Origin of the sequence: Cognatiluteimonas lumbrici (assembly GCF_006476065.1) — a bacterium.
Taxonomy (GTDB): domain Bacteria; phylum Pseudomonadota; class Gammaproteobacteria; order Xanthomonadales; family Xanthomonadaceae; genus Cognatiluteimonas; species Cognatiluteimonas lumbrici.
Genome location: NZ_ML636798.1, coordinates 533,711 through 548,519, shown reverse-complemented (window position 1 = coordinate 548,519; position 14,809 = coordinate 533,711). Strand labels below are relative to the sequence as shown.

At 70.0% G+C, this 14,809-nt stretch carries 15 protein-coding genes; 6 read left to right on the top strand and 9 right to left on the bottom strand.

Translation table 11 applies throughout. The annotated features are described in order from the left end of the window. Position 1 precedes the first annotated feature (1 nt). A complete protein-coding gene (gene ndk, locus E4F25_RS02675; RefSeq protein WP_140908710.1) occupies positions 2 to 427 on the bottom strand; it encodes a nucleoside-diphosphate kinase in 426 nt (141 codons plus the stop codon). A 176-nt stretch (positions 428 to 603) separates the two neighbouring features. Between ndk and E4F25_RS02670 the strand changes: the two genes are divergently transcribed. From E4F25_RS02670 to E4F25_RS02660, 3 genes are read left to right on the top strand one after another with little or no spacing between them, the layout of a single operon-like run. Further along, positions 604 to 1,221 (top strand): TetR/AcrR family transcriptional regulator, encoded by a 618-nt coding sequence (locus E4F25_RS02670; RefSeq protein ID WP_140908709.1) that lies wholly within the window; start codon positions 604 to 606, stop codon positions 1,219 to 1,221. 18 nt (positions 1,222 to 1,239) lie between these two features. Next, positions 1,240 to 3,612, top strand: coding sequence for a 3-hydroxyacyl-CoA dehydrogenase/enoyl-CoA hydratase family protein (locus E4F25_RS02665; RefSeq protein ID WP_140910282.1), 2,373 nt, complete (start codon positions 1,240 to 1,242; stop codon positions 3,610 to 3,612). Positions 3,613 to 3,616: 4 nt separating this feature from the next. Continuing rightward, positions 3,617 to 4,828, top strand: coding sequence for an acetyl-CoA C-acyltransferase (locus tag E4F25_RS02660; protein WP_140908708.1), 1,212 nt, complete (start codon positions 3,617 to 3,619; stop codon positions 4,826 to 4,828). Between the two features lie 3 nt (positions 4,829 to 4,831). On the opposite strand, the gene galU is transcribed toward E4F25_RS02660, so the two are convergent. The 8 genes from galU to cmk all read right to left on the bottom strand — a co-directional run bounded on the left by galU (position 4,832) and on the right by cmk (position 13,011). After that, the gene (galU, locus tag E4F25_RS02655; RefSeq protein WP_246069716.1) at positions 4,832 to 5,737 is read right to left on the bottom strand and encodes a UTP--glucose-1-phosphate uridylyltransferase GalU; all 906 of its coding nucleotides are present in this window, start codon (positions 5,735 to 5,737) and stop codon (positions 4,832 to 4,834) included. Positions 5,738 to 5,750: 13 nt separating this feature from the next. Further along, on the bottom strand, positions 5,751 to 7,667 hold the full coding sequence (locus tag E4F25_RS02650) for a polysaccharide biosynthesis protein (RefSeq protein ID WP_246069714.1): 1,917 nt from the start codon (positions 7,665 to 7,667) through the stop codon (positions 5,751 to 5,753). Further along, on the bottom strand, positions 7,664 to 8,674 hold the full coding sequence (locus tag E4F25_RS02645) for an MraY family glycosyltransferase (RefSeq protein WP_140910279.1): 1,011 nt from the start codon (positions 8,672 to 8,674) through the stop codon (positions 7,664 to 7,666). The genes E4F25_RS02650 and E4F25_RS02645 overlap by 4 nt, the downstream gene beginning before the upstream one ends. A gap of 7 nt (positions 8,675 to 8,681) precedes the next feature. Further along, the gene (gene lapB / locus E4F25_RS02640) at positions 8,682 to 9,860 is read right to left on the bottom strand and encodes a lipopolysaccharide assembly protein LapB (protein WP_140910278.1); all 1,179 of its coding nucleotides are present in this window, start codon (positions 9,858 to 9,860) and stop codon (positions 8,682 to 8,684) included. Next, entirely contained in the window at positions 9,860 to 10,087 is a 228-nt protein-coding gene (locus E4F25_RS02635; RefSeq protein ID WP_140908706.1) for a LapA family protein, read from the bottom strand. Before E4F25_RS02635 ends, lapB begins: the two co-directional genes overlap by 1 nt. A gap of 55 nt (positions 10,088 to 10,142) precedes the next feature. Beyond that, positions 10,143 to 10,439 carry an integration host factor subunit beta gene (locus E4F25_RS02630; protein ID WP_140908705.1) on the bottom strand — a complete coding sequence of 99 codons (297 nt, stop codon included), beginning with the start codon at positions 10,437 to 10,439 and terminating at the stop codon, positions 10,143 to 10,145. 75 nt (positions 10,440 to 10,514) lie between these two features. Next, positions 10,515 to 12,215 carry a 30S ribosomal protein S1 gene (rpsA, locus tag E4F25_RS02625; RefSeq protein ID WP_140908704.1) on the bottom strand — a complete coding sequence of 567 codons (1,701 nt, stop codon included), beginning with the start codon at positions 12,213 to 12,215 and terminating at the stop codon, positions 10,515 to 10,517. Positions 12,216 to 12,327: 112 nt separating this feature from the next. Continuing rightward, positions 12,328 to 13,011 carry a (d)CMP kinase gene (gene cmk / locus E4F25_RS02620; protein ID WP_140908703.1) on the bottom strand — a complete coding sequence of 228 codons (684 nt, stop codon included), beginning with the start codon at positions 13,009 to 13,011 and terminating at the stop codon, positions 12,328 to 12,330. Positions 13,012 to 13,155: 144 nt separating this feature from the next. On the opposite strand from cmk, the gene ykgO reads away from it, so the two are divergent. From ykgO to E4F25_RS02605, 3 genes are all read left to right on the top strand, one after another. Further along, positions 13,156 to 13,281 (top strand): type B 50S ribosomal protein L36, encoded by a 126-nt coding sequence (gene ykgO / locus E4F25_RS02615; RefSeq protein WP_010342887.1) that lies wholly within the window; start codon positions 13,156 to 13,158, stop codon positions 13,279 to 13,281. 130 nt (positions 13,282 to 13,411) lie between these two features. After that, positions 13,412 to 13,753 carry a hypothetical protein gene (locus E4F25_RS02610; RefSeq protein ID WP_181168180.1) on the top strand — a complete coding sequence of 114 codons (342 nt, stop codon included), beginning with the start codon at positions 13,412 to 13,414 and terminating at the stop codon, positions 13,751 to 13,753. Positions 13,754 to 13,770: 17 nt separating this feature from the next. Beyond that, complete coding sequence (locus tag E4F25_RS02605) at positions 13,771 to 14,808, top strand: agmatine deiminase family protein (RefSeq protein ID WP_140908702.1); 1,038 nt, start codon at positions 13,771 to 13,773, stop codon at positions 14,806 to 14,808. The last annotated feature ends 1 nt before the right edge of the window (position 14,809 follow it).

Sequence of the window (14,809 nt, the reverse complement as noted above, 5' to 3'; positions counted from 1 at the left end):
CTCAGCGCGCGTAGACGTCGGTCGCCGGGAAGAAGTACGCGATCTCGATCGCGGCGTTCTCCAGCGAGTCGGAACCGTGCACGGCGTTGGCGTCGATCGAGTCGGCGAAGTCGGCGCGGATCGTGCCCGCCGCGGCTTCCTTCGGATTGGTGGCGCCCATCAGTTCGCGGTTCTTCGCCACCGCGCCCTCGCCTTCGAGCACCTGGATCATCACCGGACCGGAGACCATGAACTCCACCAGCGCCTTGAAGAACGGACGCTCGCGGTGCACCGCGTAGAAGCCCTCGGCTTCCTGGCGCGAGAGATGCTTCATCTTCGCGGCCACGACCTTGAGGCCGGCCTTCTCGAAGCGGGAATAGATTTCGCCGATGACGTTCTTGGCGACGGCATCGGGCTTGATGATCGACAGGGTGCGCTCCAGCGCCATACTCGTTCTTCTCCGGGATGAAAAACCCGCGGCGGGACGCGGGTTTAGCCGACATGGCTGCGGAAATACTAACGCACCGGGGCGGTGAAATGCACGGCCTTCGCGCCGCGGATTGACCCGGGTTCATGCCCCGGCGTAGAGTCCAAACAATCGTTTGATTCACGGCCGTCCCCCGCATGCCCTCCTCCGCCTTCTCCACCAAGGACCGGATCCTCGGCGCCGCCGAGGAGCTGTTCGCGCAGTTCGGCTTCGCCGGCACCTCGCTGCGCCAGGTCACCAGCCGGGCCGACGTCAACATCGCCGCGGTCAACTACCACTTCGGCAGCAAGGAAAACCTGGTCAACGAGGTGTTCCGCCGGCGCATGGACGGGATGAGCGCGCGCCGCCTGGAGATGCTGGAGGCGGCGAAGCGCGAGCGTCCCGGCGAGCTCGAGCCGGTGCTGGCGGCCTTCGTCGAGCCTGCGCTGGCGCTGGCGCAGGACCGCCACGGCGGCGCCGCCTTCATCCGCGTGATCGCGCGGGCCTACGCCGAGAAGAACGACAGCCTGCGCAAGTTCCTGTCGGACCAGTACGGGCACGTGCCGCGCGAGTTCGCCAAGGCGATCGCGAAATGCCTGCCCGACCTGCCCAAGGAACAGCTGTACTGGCGGCTGGACTTCCTGTCCGGGGCGTTGACCTACGCCATGGCCGACTTCGGGATGATCAAGCGCCCGGCCGGCAGCACCGAGGCCAGCCACCGCGAACGTGCCGCGCGCGAGCTCATCCGCTTTGCGGCTGCCGGTTTCACTTCTTGAATCAAAGAGATGCAAGACATGCCTGAGAAGTTGCTTGTAAGGCGCGCCGCGGTCCTCGGGGCCGGCGTGATGGGCGCCCAGATCGCGGCCCACCTCACCAATGCCGGCGTGGACACGGTGCTGTTCGACCTGGCCGGCAAGGACCAGGCCCCCAACGCCATCGTGGACAAGGCGATCGCCAACCTCGGCAAGCTCTCGCCCGCGCCGCTGGCGGCCAAGGGGCTGGCGGCGGCCATCGTCCCGGCCAACTACGCCGACGACCTGGCGCTGCTCGAGGGCTGCGACCTGGTGATCGAGGCCATCGCCGAGCGCATGGACTGGAAGCAGGACCTGTACAAGCGGATCGCGCCGCACGTGGCGCCGCACGCGGTGCTCGCGAGCAACACCTCGGGCCTGGGCATCGACGCGTTGTCCGCCGTCCTTCCGGAGGACCTGCGCCCCCGCTTCTGCGGCGTGCACTTCTTCAATCCGCCGCGCTACATGCACCTGGCCGAACTGATCCCGTCCCGGGCGACGGAGGCCTGGGTGCTGGACGCGCTGGAGGCCTTCCTGACCACCGCCTTGGGCAAGGGCGTGGTCCGCGCCAAGGACACACCGAACTTCATCGGCAACCGCATCGGCGTGTTCTCGATCCTGGCGACGATGCACCACACCACGGCCTGCGGGCTCGGCTTCGACACCGCCGACGCGCTCACCGGCCCGGCGATCGGGCGGCCGAAGTCGGCGACCTACCGCACCGCCGACGTGGTCGGCCTGGACACCATGGTGCACGTCATCAACACCATGGCCGGCACCCTGCCCGAAGACCCGTGGTACGCCCACTTCAAGGCACCCGCGTGGCTGCAGGCGCTGGTGGACAAGGGCGCCCTGGGGCAGAAGGCCGGCGCCGGCATCTACCGCAAGCAGGGCAAGGACATCCTGGTGCTCGACCTCGCGCAGCAGGACTACCGCGCGAGCGCTGCCGAGGTGGATCCGGGCGTGGCCGCGATCCTGAAGGAGCGCGACCCGGCGAAGCAGTTCGCCGCGCTGCGCGCCAGCGAGCATCCGCAGGCCCGGTTCCTGTGGGCGGTGTTCCGCGACCTGTTCCATTACAGCGCCTTCCACCTGGCCGACATCGCGCAGACCGCGCGCGACGTGGACCTCGCGCTGCGCTGGGGCTACGGCTGGAAGCTGGGCCCGTTCGAGAGCTGGCAGGCGGCCGGCTGGAAGCAGGTCGCCGACTGGATCGCCGAGGACATCGTCGCCGGCAAGGCCATGAGCGACGCGCCGCTGCCGGACTGGGTGTTCGACGGCCGCGAGGGCGTGCACGGCGCCGAGGGCAGCTACAGCCCCGGCCAGGACGCGCGCCTGCCGCGCCCCGCCCTGCCCGTCTACCAGCGCCAGCGCTTCCCCGACCCGTTGCTGGGCGAGCGCTTCGATCCCGGCGAGACCGTGTTCGAGAACGACGGCATCCGCGCCTGGACCGACGGCGACGGCGTGCTCGTGGCCTCGTTCAAGACCAAGCTGCACACGGTCAACGACCAGGTGCTCGACGGCCTGCAGCAGGCGATCGGGATCGCCGAGCGCGACTTCCGCGCGCTGGTGCTGTGGCAAAAGGGCGAGCCGTTCTCCGCCGGCGCCGACCTGGCCGGCGCGCTCGGCCTGCTGCAGGCGGGCGACCTCGCCGGCTTCGAGGCCATGGTCGCCAACTTCCAGGCCACCAGCCAGCGCATCAAGTACGCGCTGGTGCCGGTGGTCGCCGCGGTGCGCGGGCTGGCGCTCGGCGGCGGCTGCGAGTTCCAGATGCACGCGGCACGCACGGTCGCGCACCTGGAGAGCTACATCGGACTGGTCGAGGCCGGTGTCGGGCTGCTGCCCGCCGGCGGCGGCCTGAAGGAACTGGCGGTGCGCGGCTCCGCGGCCGCGGGGCCGTCGGGGGACGTGTTCGCCGAACTGAAGCAGGCGTTCGAGACCGTGGCGATGGCCAAGGTCTCGGGGTCGGCGCTGGAAGCCAAGGAGCTCGGCCTGCTGCGGCCGTCCGACACCGTCGTCTTCCACGCCCACGAGTTGCTGCACGTGGCCCGCCGGCAGGCGCTGGCGCTGGCCGAGGCCGGCTACCGCCCGCCCCTGCCCGCGCGTCGCATCCGGGTCGCCGGCGACGTCGGCATCGCCACCTTCCGCATGCAGCTGGTGAACATGCGCGAAGGCCGCTTCATCTCCGCGCACGACGACGAGATCGCCACGCGCATCGCCACGGTGCTGTCCGGCGGCGAGGTGGATCGCGGATCGGTGGTGGACGAGGACTGGCTGCTGCGGCTGGAGCGCGAGCATTTCGTGGCGCTGGCGCAAATGCCGAAGACCCAGGAGCGCATCGCGCACATGCTGAAGACCGGCAAGCCGCTGAGGAACTGATCGAATGAGCAGCAGGACCATCCAGGACGCCTACATCGTCGCCGCCACCCGCACCCCGGTCGGCAAGGCCCCGCGCGGCGTGTTCCGCAACACCCGCCCCGACGAGATGCTGGCGCACGTGCTGCGCAGCGTGGTCGCGCAGGCGCCGGGCATCGACGTTTCCCGCATCGAGGACGCGATCATCGGCTGCGCCATGCCCGAGGGCGAGCAAGGCATGAACGTGGCGCGCATCGGCGCCCTGCTCGCCGGGCTGCCGAACACGATGGCGGCGCAGACCATCAACCGCTTCTGCTCCTCCGGCCTGCAGGCGGTGGCGCTGGCGGCCGACCAGGTGCGGCTGGGCAACGCCGACCTGGTGCTCGCCGGCGGCACCGAGTCCATGTCCATGGTGCCGATGATGGGCAACAAGGTGGCGCTGAGCCCGCAGGTGTTCGCGCGCGATGAGAACGTCGCGATCGCCTACGGCATGGGCATCACCGCGGAGAAGGTCGCCGAGGAATGGAAGGTGTCGCGCGAGGACCAGGACGCGTTCGCGCTGGAATCGCACCGCAAGGCGCTGGCCGCGATCGACAAGGGCGAGTTCCGCGACGAGATCACGCCGCTCGAGGTCGTGGCCCGGGTCCCGGACCTGGCCGGCAACGCCATCCGGGTGAGGAAGACCCTGGTCGAGGTCGACGAGGGCCCGCGCCCGGACACCTCGCAGGAAGGGTTGGCGAAACTGCGCCCGGTGTTCCGCAACGGCCAGGCCGGGGGCACCGTCACCGCGGGCAACAGTTCGCAGATGAGCGACGGCGCGGCCGCGGTGCTGGTCGCCTCGGAGCAGGCGATCAAGGACTACGGGCTGGTGCCGCTGGCGCGCTTCGTCTCGTTCTCGGTCGCCGGCGTGCGCCCGGAAGTGATGGGCATCGGCCCGATCGCGGCGATCCCGAAGGCGCTCAGGCAGGCCGGCCTGTCGAAGGACCAGCTCGACTGGATCGAGCTCAACGAGGCCTTCGCCGCGCAGGCGCTGGCGGTGATCCGCGACAGCGAACTGGATCCGGCAAAGGTGAACCCGCTGGGCGGCGCGATCGCGCTCGGCCATCCTCTGGGCGCGACCGGCGCGGTGCGCACCGCGACCATCGTGCACGGCATGCGCCGCCACGGACTGAAGTACGGCATGGTCACGATGTGCATCGGCACCGGCATGGGCGCCGCCGGCATCTTCGAGGCGCTGTAGCCCCTACTCCGAGTCGATGACGCCCATCTCGACGAGGGCGTCGGTCATCATCCGACGCGCCGGCTCGCTCAGCTTCTCGTTGTCGAGCGCGTAGCGGATGGTGGCCTCGATCAGCCCGATGTGGGTGCCGCAGTCGAAGCGCGTGCCCTTGAAGCGGTAGGCCAGCGCCGTCTCTTCGGCCAGCAACGCCGAGATCGCGTCGGTCAGCTGGATCTCGCCGCCGGCGCCGGGGCGCGTGGCTTCGAGCAGGTCGAACACGCGCGGCGACAGCACGTAGCGGCCGACCACGGCGAGCGTGCTCGGCGCCTCCTCCGGGCTGGGCTTCTCGACGATGCCGGTGATCCGGCCGCTGCGCCCGCTGAACCCCTCGGTGGCCACGATGCCGTAGCTGCCGGTCTGCTCGCGCGGCACTTCCTGGGTGGCGATGACGCTGGCACCGCTGCTCGCGGCGAGGTCAGTCATCTGCTTGAGCGCGCCGTCGCCGCCGCGGTTCCAGATCAGGTCGTCGGGCAGCAGCACCGCGAACGGCTCGTCGCCCACCACCGGCTTCGCGCACAGCACCGCGTGGCCCAGGCCGAGCGCCTCGGCCTGGGTGACGAAGACCGCGCGCACGCCTTCCGGAAGCACGTGCCGCACCAGGTCCAGCTGCTCCTGCTTGCCGCTGCGCTCCAGCTTCTGCTCGAGCTCGTAGGCCTTGTCGAAATAGTCGGCGACGGCGTGCTTGTAGCGGTTGGTGACGAACACCAGGGTGTCGCAACCGGCCTGGATCGCCTCGTCCACGGCGTACTGGATCAGCGGCCGGTCGACGATCGGCAGCATTTCCTTGGGCACCGTCTTGGTCGCGGGGAGGAAACGGGTGCCGAGGCCGGCAACGGGGAACACGGCCTTGCGGACCGTTCGATTGTTCAAGGGCATGACCTGCTCAGGAGATGCGCAACTGGCGCTTCGGGAATGCTACGACAGTTCCCGCTTCGGACTCCACCGGGGCCGCTGCGGCGTTGTCCGGCGCGAAGTCGAGCACGGCCTCGCGCAACGCACTGGACAACGCGTCGAGGTCGTAGCGCTGCACGGCATCCCTGAGCCGGGCCACCGCGCTTTCGATGCGCGCCGCCTCGATCCCGCGCGCCTCCGCGCGCAGGATCTTCGGATGCGCGGTCGGGTGGTAGCGCTCGTCGGCATGGAACAGCGTCTCGTGCAGCTTCTCGCCGGGGCGCAGGCCGGTGTAGACGATGGCGATGTCACGCTCGGGCTTCTTGCCGGCCAGCCGGATCATCTGTTCGGCGAGCAGCCTGATCGGCACCGGTTCGCCCATGTCGAGCGTGTACACGGTGTTGTCCGAACCCATCGCCGCGGACTGCAGGATCAACTGGCAGGCTTCGGGGATGGTCATGAAGTAGCGGGTCACGCGCGCGTCGGTCACGGTGACCGGTCCGCCGCCGCGGATCTGCTCCCGGAACAGCGGCACGACGCTGCCCGCGGAATCGAGCACGTTGCCGAAGCGCACGATGACCGAACGCATGGCGCCCGGCGGCTCCGCCGAGGGCTGGCAGATCATCTCGGCGAGGCGCTTGGTCGCGCCGAGCACGTTGACCGGGTCCACCGCCTTGTCGGTGGAGATCAGCACGAAGCAACCGACCCCGCTGGCGCGGCTTTCGTGGATGACGTTGGCGGTGGCCAGGACATTGTTGCGCACGGCCTCGCGCAACTGGGTCTGCAGCAGCGGCACCTGCTTGTAGGCGGCGGCATGGAAGACCGCTTCCGGGGCGCTGCGCAAGGCGTGGCGCATCACCGCCGGATCGCCGCAATCGCCCAGCACGGGCACGCGCTTCACGTGCGGGAAGTCGCGACGGAGCTCCGCGTCCATCGTCGCCAGCGCAAGTTCGTCCACCTCGACCAGGACGATCCTGGCGGCGCCCTGCCGCGCGCACTGGCGGCACAGCTCCGAGCCGATCGATCCGCCGGCACCGGTCACCAGCACGCTGCGGCCGCCGAGCCAGGTCCGGATCGCCTTCCAGTCCGGGGTCACCGGGTCGCGCCCGAGCAGGTCCTCGATCGCGACTTCCTTCAGCTCGCCCGGGAGCGAGCGCCCCTCCAGCAGGTCGTCCAGGCGCGGGACCCGCCGGAACGGGAGGCCTGTCCGCTCGCAGGCGGCGACCACGCGGCGCATGGCGGGGGCGTCGAGCGATGGCATCGCGATCACCAGCAGCCCGGCGGCGGTCTCCGGCGCGATCCGCTCGACCTCGTCCACGCGACCGAGCACGGGCAGGCCCTGCAGGACGCTGCCGCGCAACTTGCCGGCGTCGTCGAGGAAGCCGACCGGCTGGTAGGTGCCCATCCGGCGCAGGTCGCGCACCAGGGCTTCACCGGCCTGGCCGGCGCCCAGGATCAGCACGCGCGTGCCGGTCTGCTCGGACCGCCTGCGCTGGTGGTCCTTCCACGCACGGTAGAGCAGCCGCGGCATGCCCAGCAGGGCGGTCAGCACCACCGGGTACATCAACAGCACCGAGCGGGGCACGTGCTCGAGGCGGTTGTACAGGAACAGGCCGACGGAGATGCCGACCAGGCCGAACAGGCTGGCCTTGAGGATGTTGATCAGGTCGGGGACGCTGGCGAAGCGCCAGATGCCGCGATACAGGCCGACCTTCCAGAACACCAGGCCCTGGGCCAGGAGGACCAGCACGACCTCGGTGGACAGTGGCAGCAGGGGCGACGGCTCGGAACGGATCGCATAGCGGAAGACGTGCAGGCCGATCCAGGCCAGCCAGACCATGAACAGGTCGTGCGCCACCACCGCGACGCGGGGGAGCGCGATGCCCTTCGGGGGAAACCACTGCTTCATCCGTTGCCTTCCCTGCCCTGGTTTCCCTGTTTGTTTCCCTTGGTCCTCGCCATCCACCACGCGCCGGCGCCACACAGGACGAATCCGGCCGCGGCCGCCAGGCTCCACCCGCTCCCGGCCGGCAGCCACAACATCAGCGCCACGCCCGCCAGCGTCCACGCCGCGTAGGCCAGGGCGACCGTGCCGTGCCCGGCCCGGCGCGCCCATCGCTGGTAGGCATGCGTGGCGTGGGGCTCCCACCAGCGCTCGCCGTTAAGGATGCGCGATGCCAATGTCAATCCCGCGTCAATTCCGAAAGGCGCAAGCGGCAGCAGGGCCAACAAGGCCCATTCATCAAATCGGGTTCGGACGCATGATAGTGCCACCACGCATGCAAGCGCGAATCCGAGCGCACCGCTGCCGATGTCGCCGAGGAACACGCGTGCCCTCGGCAGGTTGAACGGCAGGAAGGCGACACAACCGGCCACGAGCGCCGCGGCGAGCCAGGCGACGGGACCGTGGCCGGCCAGCAGCAGGTACCCGGCGCCAGCGATCCCGGCCTGGCTGGCGGCCAGTGCATCGATGCCGTCCATGAAGTTCCAGACGTTGACGAGCACCAGCGCCAGCAGTGCTGCGAGCACCCCGAACCACGCCGGTGCGCCCAGGAAAAGCCACAGGCCCGTCCCGAGCAGGGCGCCCGCCAGCGCGTGCACCAGCAACCGCACGATGGCGGGCAGCGGTCTGTGGTCGTCGGCCCAGCCGATCCCGGCCACCAGCGCCAGTCCCGTTGCCGCGGCGAGCAGCACCGGGCGCAACGCCGGCCGGGACCAGGCCAGCCAGGCCAGGGCCAGCAGCAGGGCCGCGACGATCCCCGCGCCCCCGCCCCGCGGCGTTGGCAACTGGTGGCTGCGGCGCTCGCCGGGGTGGTCGATCAGCGCGCGCCGGATCGCATAGCGGCGGGCCAGCCAGGTGCCGGCCGCCGCGACCGCCAGGTGCACGGCCAGCCACCATGCCGGGACGCCCCCCAGGTCCACCTCACACCACCGCGTAGTTGAGCAGCGGCTTGACCGTGCCCCACTCCTTGCAGCTCGGGCATTGCCAATGGTGGCTGCGCGCGCCGAAGCCGCAGCGGCTGCAGCGGTAGCTGGGGTTGCGCACCAGCAGCTGGTCGGTGATGTGCTTGAGGTCGTGCAGGGTCGCCAGCGGATCGGCGCTCTCGGCCAGGGTCAGGTCGATCAGCGCGGCCTCGCCGCGCACTGAGGGCCGGTCCTTGAGCTGCTGCGCCAGGTAGGCGCGCGCCGGGCCCACGCCCTGCTCCGCCTCTACCAGCCGGGTCAGCGCGAGCACCGGCGAGATCCCGCGGTAGTGCTCGGCCATCTCGCCCAGGAAGGCGCGCGCACCGGTGCTGTCGCCGGTGCGGGCGTAGCTGGCGAGCAACGCCGGCAGCAGCTCGGGCAGGTAGTCGGGGTCGTGGCGGGCGGCGCGTTCGAAGGCGCGGATCGCGGCACGGTCGTTGCCGGCCTCGACCTCGATCCGGCCCTCGAGCATGCCCGCGCGCACCGAGGTCGAGTCGGCGGCATAGGCGCGCGCGATCGCGGCGCGCGCGGCCTCGACCTCGCCCGCCGCGCGGTGGCGGTCGGCCAACTCGCATTCGAACTGCGCGACCAGCTTGCCCATCGGCTCGCCGGTGACCGCCTCGTAGCGGGTGGCGTTCTCGATCGCCTTGGCCCAGTCGCGCTCGGCCTGGTAGATGGCGATCAGGTGGCGCAGCGCCTGCGGCGCGCGCTGGTCGATCCGGGCCAGGTCGGTGAACACGGTCTCGGCGCGGTCGAGCAGCCCGGACTTCATGTAGTCCTCGCCCAGCGCCAGCAGTGCCTGCACCTTCTGCTGGTCGCTCAGGTCCGGGCGCTGCACCAGCGCCTGGTGCAGGCGGATCGCGCGGTCGACCTCTCCCCTGCGGCGGAACAGGTGGCCGAGCGCGACCTGGGTCTCGAAGGTGTCCTTGTCCAGCTCGGCGATGTGCAGGAACAGCTCGATCGCCTTGTCCGGCTGTTCGTTGAGCAGGTAGTTCAGGCCGCGGAAGTAAGTGGTGGACAGCTTGCTGACCTGGCTGTCGCTGTGGCGCTCGCCGCCGCGGCGCCCGATCACCCAGCCGCTGATCGCCGCCAGCGGCAGCAACAGGACATACCAGATCCACTGGTCGAGGAAGGCGATCACGGGCGCTTGCGCAACTTCTGCTGCAGCGGAAGGACCACGCTGGCGACCAGCACCAGGCCGCCGGCGACGACGCCGGCGAGCAGCGCGAGGATCAGGGCGACGCCAAGGCTGGCGCGCAGCACCGTGAAGCCGAGGTCGATCGAGACCGGCTGCGGGTTGAGCGCACCGACGGCGACGCCGGCGAGCAGGAAGGCGATTGCGAGCAGCAGGCGGAACAGGCGCATCGGGGCCTCCGGGGTGGACGCCAAGCTTACCCCGTGGGCGCGTGGCCGTTCAGCCTCAGTCGTCGACCGGCATGGCGTTGCTGACGCGCTCGCGCAGTTCCTTGCCGGGCTTGAAGTGGGGCACGTGCTTGCCGGGAAGCGCGACGGCCTCGCCGGTCTTGGGATTGCGGCCGGTACGCGGCGGCCGGTAATGCAGGGAGAAGCTGCCGAAGCCGCGGACCTCGATCCGCTCGCCGCGCGCGAGCGCGGCCCCCATCATTTCCAGAAGCGACTTCACCGCGAGGTCCACGTCGTCCGCCTTCAGGTGCGACTGGCGTGCTGCGAGGATCTCGATCAGTTCGGATTTGGTCATCTTGCTGTCGGCGGCTGTGCTGCGCAGCAGATGGCCCGGCGTCGCCGCCGGGCCATCGTGCGTGGGCGCAGTCGGTTACTCGGACTTGCCCTCGAGCTGCTCGCGCAGGAGCGCGCCGAGCTTGGTCGTGCCGCTGGAAGCTTCGGCGGCGGCCTTGTTGTACTCGGCCATCGCCTCGCGGCTCTCGGCCTCGTCCTTGGCCTTGATCGAAAGCTGCATCTGGCGGCTCTTGCGGTCGGTGCCGACGATCTTGGCCTCGACTCTGTCGCCCACCTTCAGCTTGTGGGTGGCGTCCTCGACGCGCTCGTGCGAGATGTCGCGCACCGAGAGGTAGCCCTCGACGCCGTCGCCCAGGTCAACGATCGCGCCGCGCGCGTCCACTTCCTTGACGGTGCCGGTGACGATCGAGCCGCGCGAGTTGCTGGCCACGAAGGTGCCCATCGGGTCCTGCTCGAGCTGCTTGACGCCCAGGCTGATGCGCTCGCGCTCCGGATCCACCGCCAGCACCACGGCCTCGACGGTGTCGCCCTTCTTGTAGTTGCGGACGATCTCCTCGGGGTTGGCGTTCCAGCTGATGTCGGACAGGTGCACGAGGCCGTCGATGCCGCCCTCCAGGCCGATGAAGATGCCGAAGTCGGTGATCGACTTGATCTGGCCCTCGACCTTGTCGCCCTTCTTGTGGATCGCGGCGAAGGTCTCCCACGGGTTGGAGGTGACCTGCTTGATGCCCAGCGAGATGCGGCGGCGCTCCTCGTCCACGTCCAGGACCATGACCTCGACCTCGTCGCCGACCTGCACGACCTTGGACGGGTTGACGTTCTTGTTGGTCCAGTCCATCTCGGACACGTGCACCAGGCCCTCGACGCCCGGCTCGATCTCGACGAACGCGCCGTAGTCGGTGACGTTGGAGACCTTGCCGAACACGCGGGTGTTGGCCGGGTAGCGGCGGCCGATGTTGTCCCACGGATCCTCGCCCAGCTGCTTCAGGCCGAGGCTGACGCGGTTGCGCTCGCGGTCGTACTTGAGCACGCGGACGTCGAGCTCCTGGCCGACTTCCACCACCTCGGACGGATGGCGCACGCGCTTCCAGGCCATGTCGGTGATGTGCAGCAGGCCGTCGATGCCGCCCAGGTCCACGAACGCGCCGTAGTCGGTGAGGTTCTTGACCACGCCCTTGAGCACGGCACCCTCGACCAGCTTCTCGAGCAGCGCCTCGCGCTCCTCGGAGTGCTCGCTCTCGACCACCGCGCGACGGGACACGACCACGTTGTTGCGCTTGCGGTCGAGCTTGATGAGCTTGAACTCCAGCTCCTTGCCTTCCAGGTACACCGGGTCGCGGACCGGGCGCACGTCGACCAGCGAGCCGGGCAGGAACGCGCGGACGTCCTTGATGTCGACGGTGAAGCCGCCCTTGACCTTGCCGCTGATGCGGCCGGTGACGGTCTCGTTCTTCTCGAGGGCTTCCTCGAGCTCGTCCCACACCATGGCGCGCTTGGCCTTCTCGCGCGACAGCACGGTCTCGCCGAAGCCGTTCTCGAGCGCGTCCAGCGCCACCTTGACGGTGTCGCCCACGCCCACGTCGATCTCGCCGTCCTCGTTGCGGAACTGCTCGATCGGGACGATGCCTTCGGACTTCAGGCCGGCATTGATGACGACCACGTCGGAACGCACGTCGACGACGGTACCGGTGACGATGGCACCGGGCTTGAGCTTGGCGATGTGGGCCTGGCTCTGTTCGAACAGTTCTGCGAAGGATTCGGTTGCAGCTGGAGTCATGTTGGTCTCTGTCGGCGCGCACGGGATTGTGCTTGCCGGGGGGTTGGGTGGATTGCCCGGGTTTTCCGGGGCCTGTCTGTTGCCTGGGAACCAGCCGGGCACCGCCCGGCCGCTACTGACTGGTGAGTTCCAGTACGCGCGCGACGACCGCGTCGATCGGCATCCCCGTGGTGTCGATGCGGACGGCGTCCTCGGCCGGCCGCAACGGCGCAACCGGGCGGCTGGCGTCGCGCGCGTCACGGGCCAGGATCTCCCGCAGCAGACCGTCCAATGTAACGGAAACCCCCTTGTCCTTCAACTGCTTATAGCGCCTTTCCGCACGCTCCTCGGCGCTGGCGGTCAGGAACACCTTCCAGCGGGCGTCCGGGAAGATGACCGTGCCCATGTCGCGGCCGTCCGCGACCAGCCCCGGCGGCTGGCGGAAGGCCCGCTGGCGGTCGCGCAGCGCGGCCCGGACCTCGGGGATCGCGGCGATCGCGGAGGCAGCGGCGCCGGCGGTCTCGGTGCGCAACTCGTCGGTGGCGTCGTGCCCATTCAGCAGCACCCGCAACTCGCCGTCCGCGGCCTCGCGGAAGCGGATCTCGGTATCGAAGGCGCAGCGGACCAGAGCCCCGGCGTCGTCCAGGTCGAGGTCGGCCCAGCCGGCGGCGACCCCTACGGCCCGGTAGAGTGCGCCCGAGTCCAGGTAGTGCCAGCCCAGGTGGCTGGCGACGCGGCGGCTGATGGTGCCCTTGCCCGAGCCCGAGGGCCCGTCGATGGCAAGGACCGGGACGGTGTGGTCGCTGGTATCCGGCATCGGGGGATTGTAGCCGCCGATCGCCTCCCAGGCAGTTGAATCGGCGAAGAAATCCCGGCTAGAATGTGCGGCTGGCGCGCTCGCGCCGTTTTTGTATGCGGCCCGCCCGCTCCATTCCAGCCATATTTCCTGCCGAGGTTCGTCATGAAGGTCCTGTCCTCCCTGAAGTCGGCGAAGGCCCGTCACCGCGACTGCAAGGTGGTCCGCCGTCGTGGCAAGGTCTTCGTGATCTGCAAGTCCAACCCCCGCTTCAAGGCGCGCCAGCGCTGAAGCCAGGGGCACGGGAGCGCCGCCCGGCGCCACGTCCCGTGAACCGCGTCACGCGAAAGGCCGCAGCAATGCGGCCTTTCCGCGTTTCCGGACGCTTACAATCGGCCGGACTCCCGACGAGGACCCTGGCATGAAACCCATCCTGATCGCCGCCGCGGCGGCCGCTGCCATCGCCGGAACCGCCGCCACGGGGACCGCCGCGGCCGCCGACACCCTCCTGATCGAGCGCGTGCAGCAGGAGAACCGCGCCGCCCTGCCCGCGCGCGGCATGACCATGGCCCAGGTCGAGGCCCGCTACGGCGCGCCCGCCGCCAAGCTGGAACCGCGCGGCGGCCAGAAGGCGGACTGGCCGGTCATCCACCGCTGGAGCTATCCGGCCTTTACCGTCTACTTCGAGCGCGACAAGGTGATCGACGCGGTCGAGAACAAGGCCAGCCCGGGCGAGATCGGGCCCAAGCCCCCGATCCGCTGATCCGACACAGAGAGCCGATGAACCCTGCACTGCGCCTTCCCGCGGAATGGGAACCCCAGGCCGCGATCCTGCTGGCGTGGCCGCACGCCGGCACCGACTGGGCCGAGCGGCTGGCCGCGGTCGAGGAATGCTTCATCGCGCTGGTGGCGGCGATCGCCCGTTTCCAGCCGGCGGTGGTGTGCGTGGCCGATGCCGACCTCGAGGCCTATGCCCGCGCGCGCCTGTCCTCCGCGCGCATCGACATGGACCGCGTCTCCTTCGTCGAGGTCCCGTACAACGACACCTGGCTGCGGGATACGGGGCCGATCACGCTGGTGGCCGCAGGGGAGAAAGGAGAAGCCGTGCTGCTCGACTTCCGCTTCACCGGCTGGGGCGGGAAATTCGAGGCCTCGGAGGACGACCGCCTGGTGGCCCGCCTCGCCGAGATGGGAATCTTCTCGAACTCCGAAGTACAAACCATTGATTTTGCTTTGGAAGGCGGGGCCATCGACACCGACGGCCGGGGCACCCTGTTGACCACCTGGCGCTGCCTGGCCGAACGCCACCCCGGCCAGGACCGCGAGGCGCTGTCGCGCAAGCTGGCCGACTGGCTGCAGCAGGACAGGGTGCTGTGGCTCGACCACGGTTATCTCGAGGGCGACGACACGGACGCCCACGTGGATACCCTCGCCCGCTTCGCCGCCCCCGACGCGATCGTGTTCCAGGCCTGCGACGACCCCGGCGACAGCCACCACGCCGAGCTCGCGGCGATGGCCGCCGAGATCGCCGCGCTGCGCACCGCGGACGGCAAGCCGTACCGGCTGTTCCCGCTCCCCTGGCCGCGTCCGGTCCTCGACCAGGGCCGTCGCCTCGCCGCCAGCTACGCCAATTTCCTGATCGTCAACGGCGCGGTGCTGATGCCGACCTACGGCGATCCGGCCGACGCTGCTGCCGCCGACGTGCTGCGCGCGGCGTTTCCCGGCCGCGAGATCGTGCAGGTGCCATGCCGCGACCTGATCTGGCAGAACGGCAGCCTCCACTGCCTGACCATGCAGCTGCCGCAAGGCACGTTGTAGA

Excerpts from the sequence above, each read along its gene's own strand:
- E4F25_RS02605 (WP_140908702.1), top strand. The coding sequence starts at position 13,771 with ATGAACCCTGCACTGCGCCTTCCCGCGGAATGGGAACCCCAGGCCGCG.
- ndk (WP_140908710.1), bottom strand. The coding sequence starts at position 427 with ATGGCGCTGGAGCGCACCCTGTCGATCATCAAGCCCGATGCCGTCGCC.
- E4F25_RS02665 (WP_140910282.1), top strand. The coding sequence starts at position 1,240 with ATGCCTGAGAAGTTGCTTGTAAGGCGCGCCGCGGTCCTCGGGGCCGGC.
- E4F25_RS02670 (WP_140908709.1), top strand. The coding sequence starts at position 604 with ATGCCCTCCTCCGCCTTCTCCACCAAGGACCGGATCCTCGGCGCCGCC.
- ykgO (WP_010342887.1), top strand. The coding sequence starts at position 13,156 with ATGAAGGTCCTGTCCTCCCTGAAGTCGGCGAAGGCCCGTCACCGCGAC.
- E4F25_RS02650 (WP_246069714.1), bottom strand. The coding sequence starts at position 7,667 with ATGAAGCAGTGGTTTCCCCCGAAGGGCATCGCGCTCCCCCGCGTCGCG.
- E4F25_RS02630 (WP_140908705.1), bottom strand. The coding sequence starts at position 10,439 with ATGACCAAATCCGAACTGATCGAGATCCTCGCAGCACGCCAGTCGCAC.
- rpsA (WP_140908704.1), bottom strand. The coding sequence starts at position 12,215 with ATGACTCCAGCTGCAACCGAATCCTTCGCAGAACTGTTCGAACAGAGC.
- E4F25_RS02660 (WP_140908708.1), top strand. The coding sequence starts at position 3,617 with ATGAGCAGCAGGACCATCCAGGACGCCTACATCGTCGCCGCCACCCGC.
- cmk (WP_140908703.1), bottom strand. The coding sequence starts at position 13,011 with ATGCCGGATACCAGCGACCACACCGTCCCGGTCCTTGCCATCGACGGG.
- E4F25_RS02635 (WP_140908706.1), bottom strand. The coding sequence starts at position 10,087 with ATGCGCCTGTTCCGCCTGCTGCTCGCAATCGCCTTCCTGCTCGCCGGC.
- E4F25_RS02610 (WP_181168180.1), top strand. The coding sequence starts at position 13,412 with ATGAAACCCATCCTGATCGCCGCCGCGGCGGCCGCTGCCATCGCCGGA.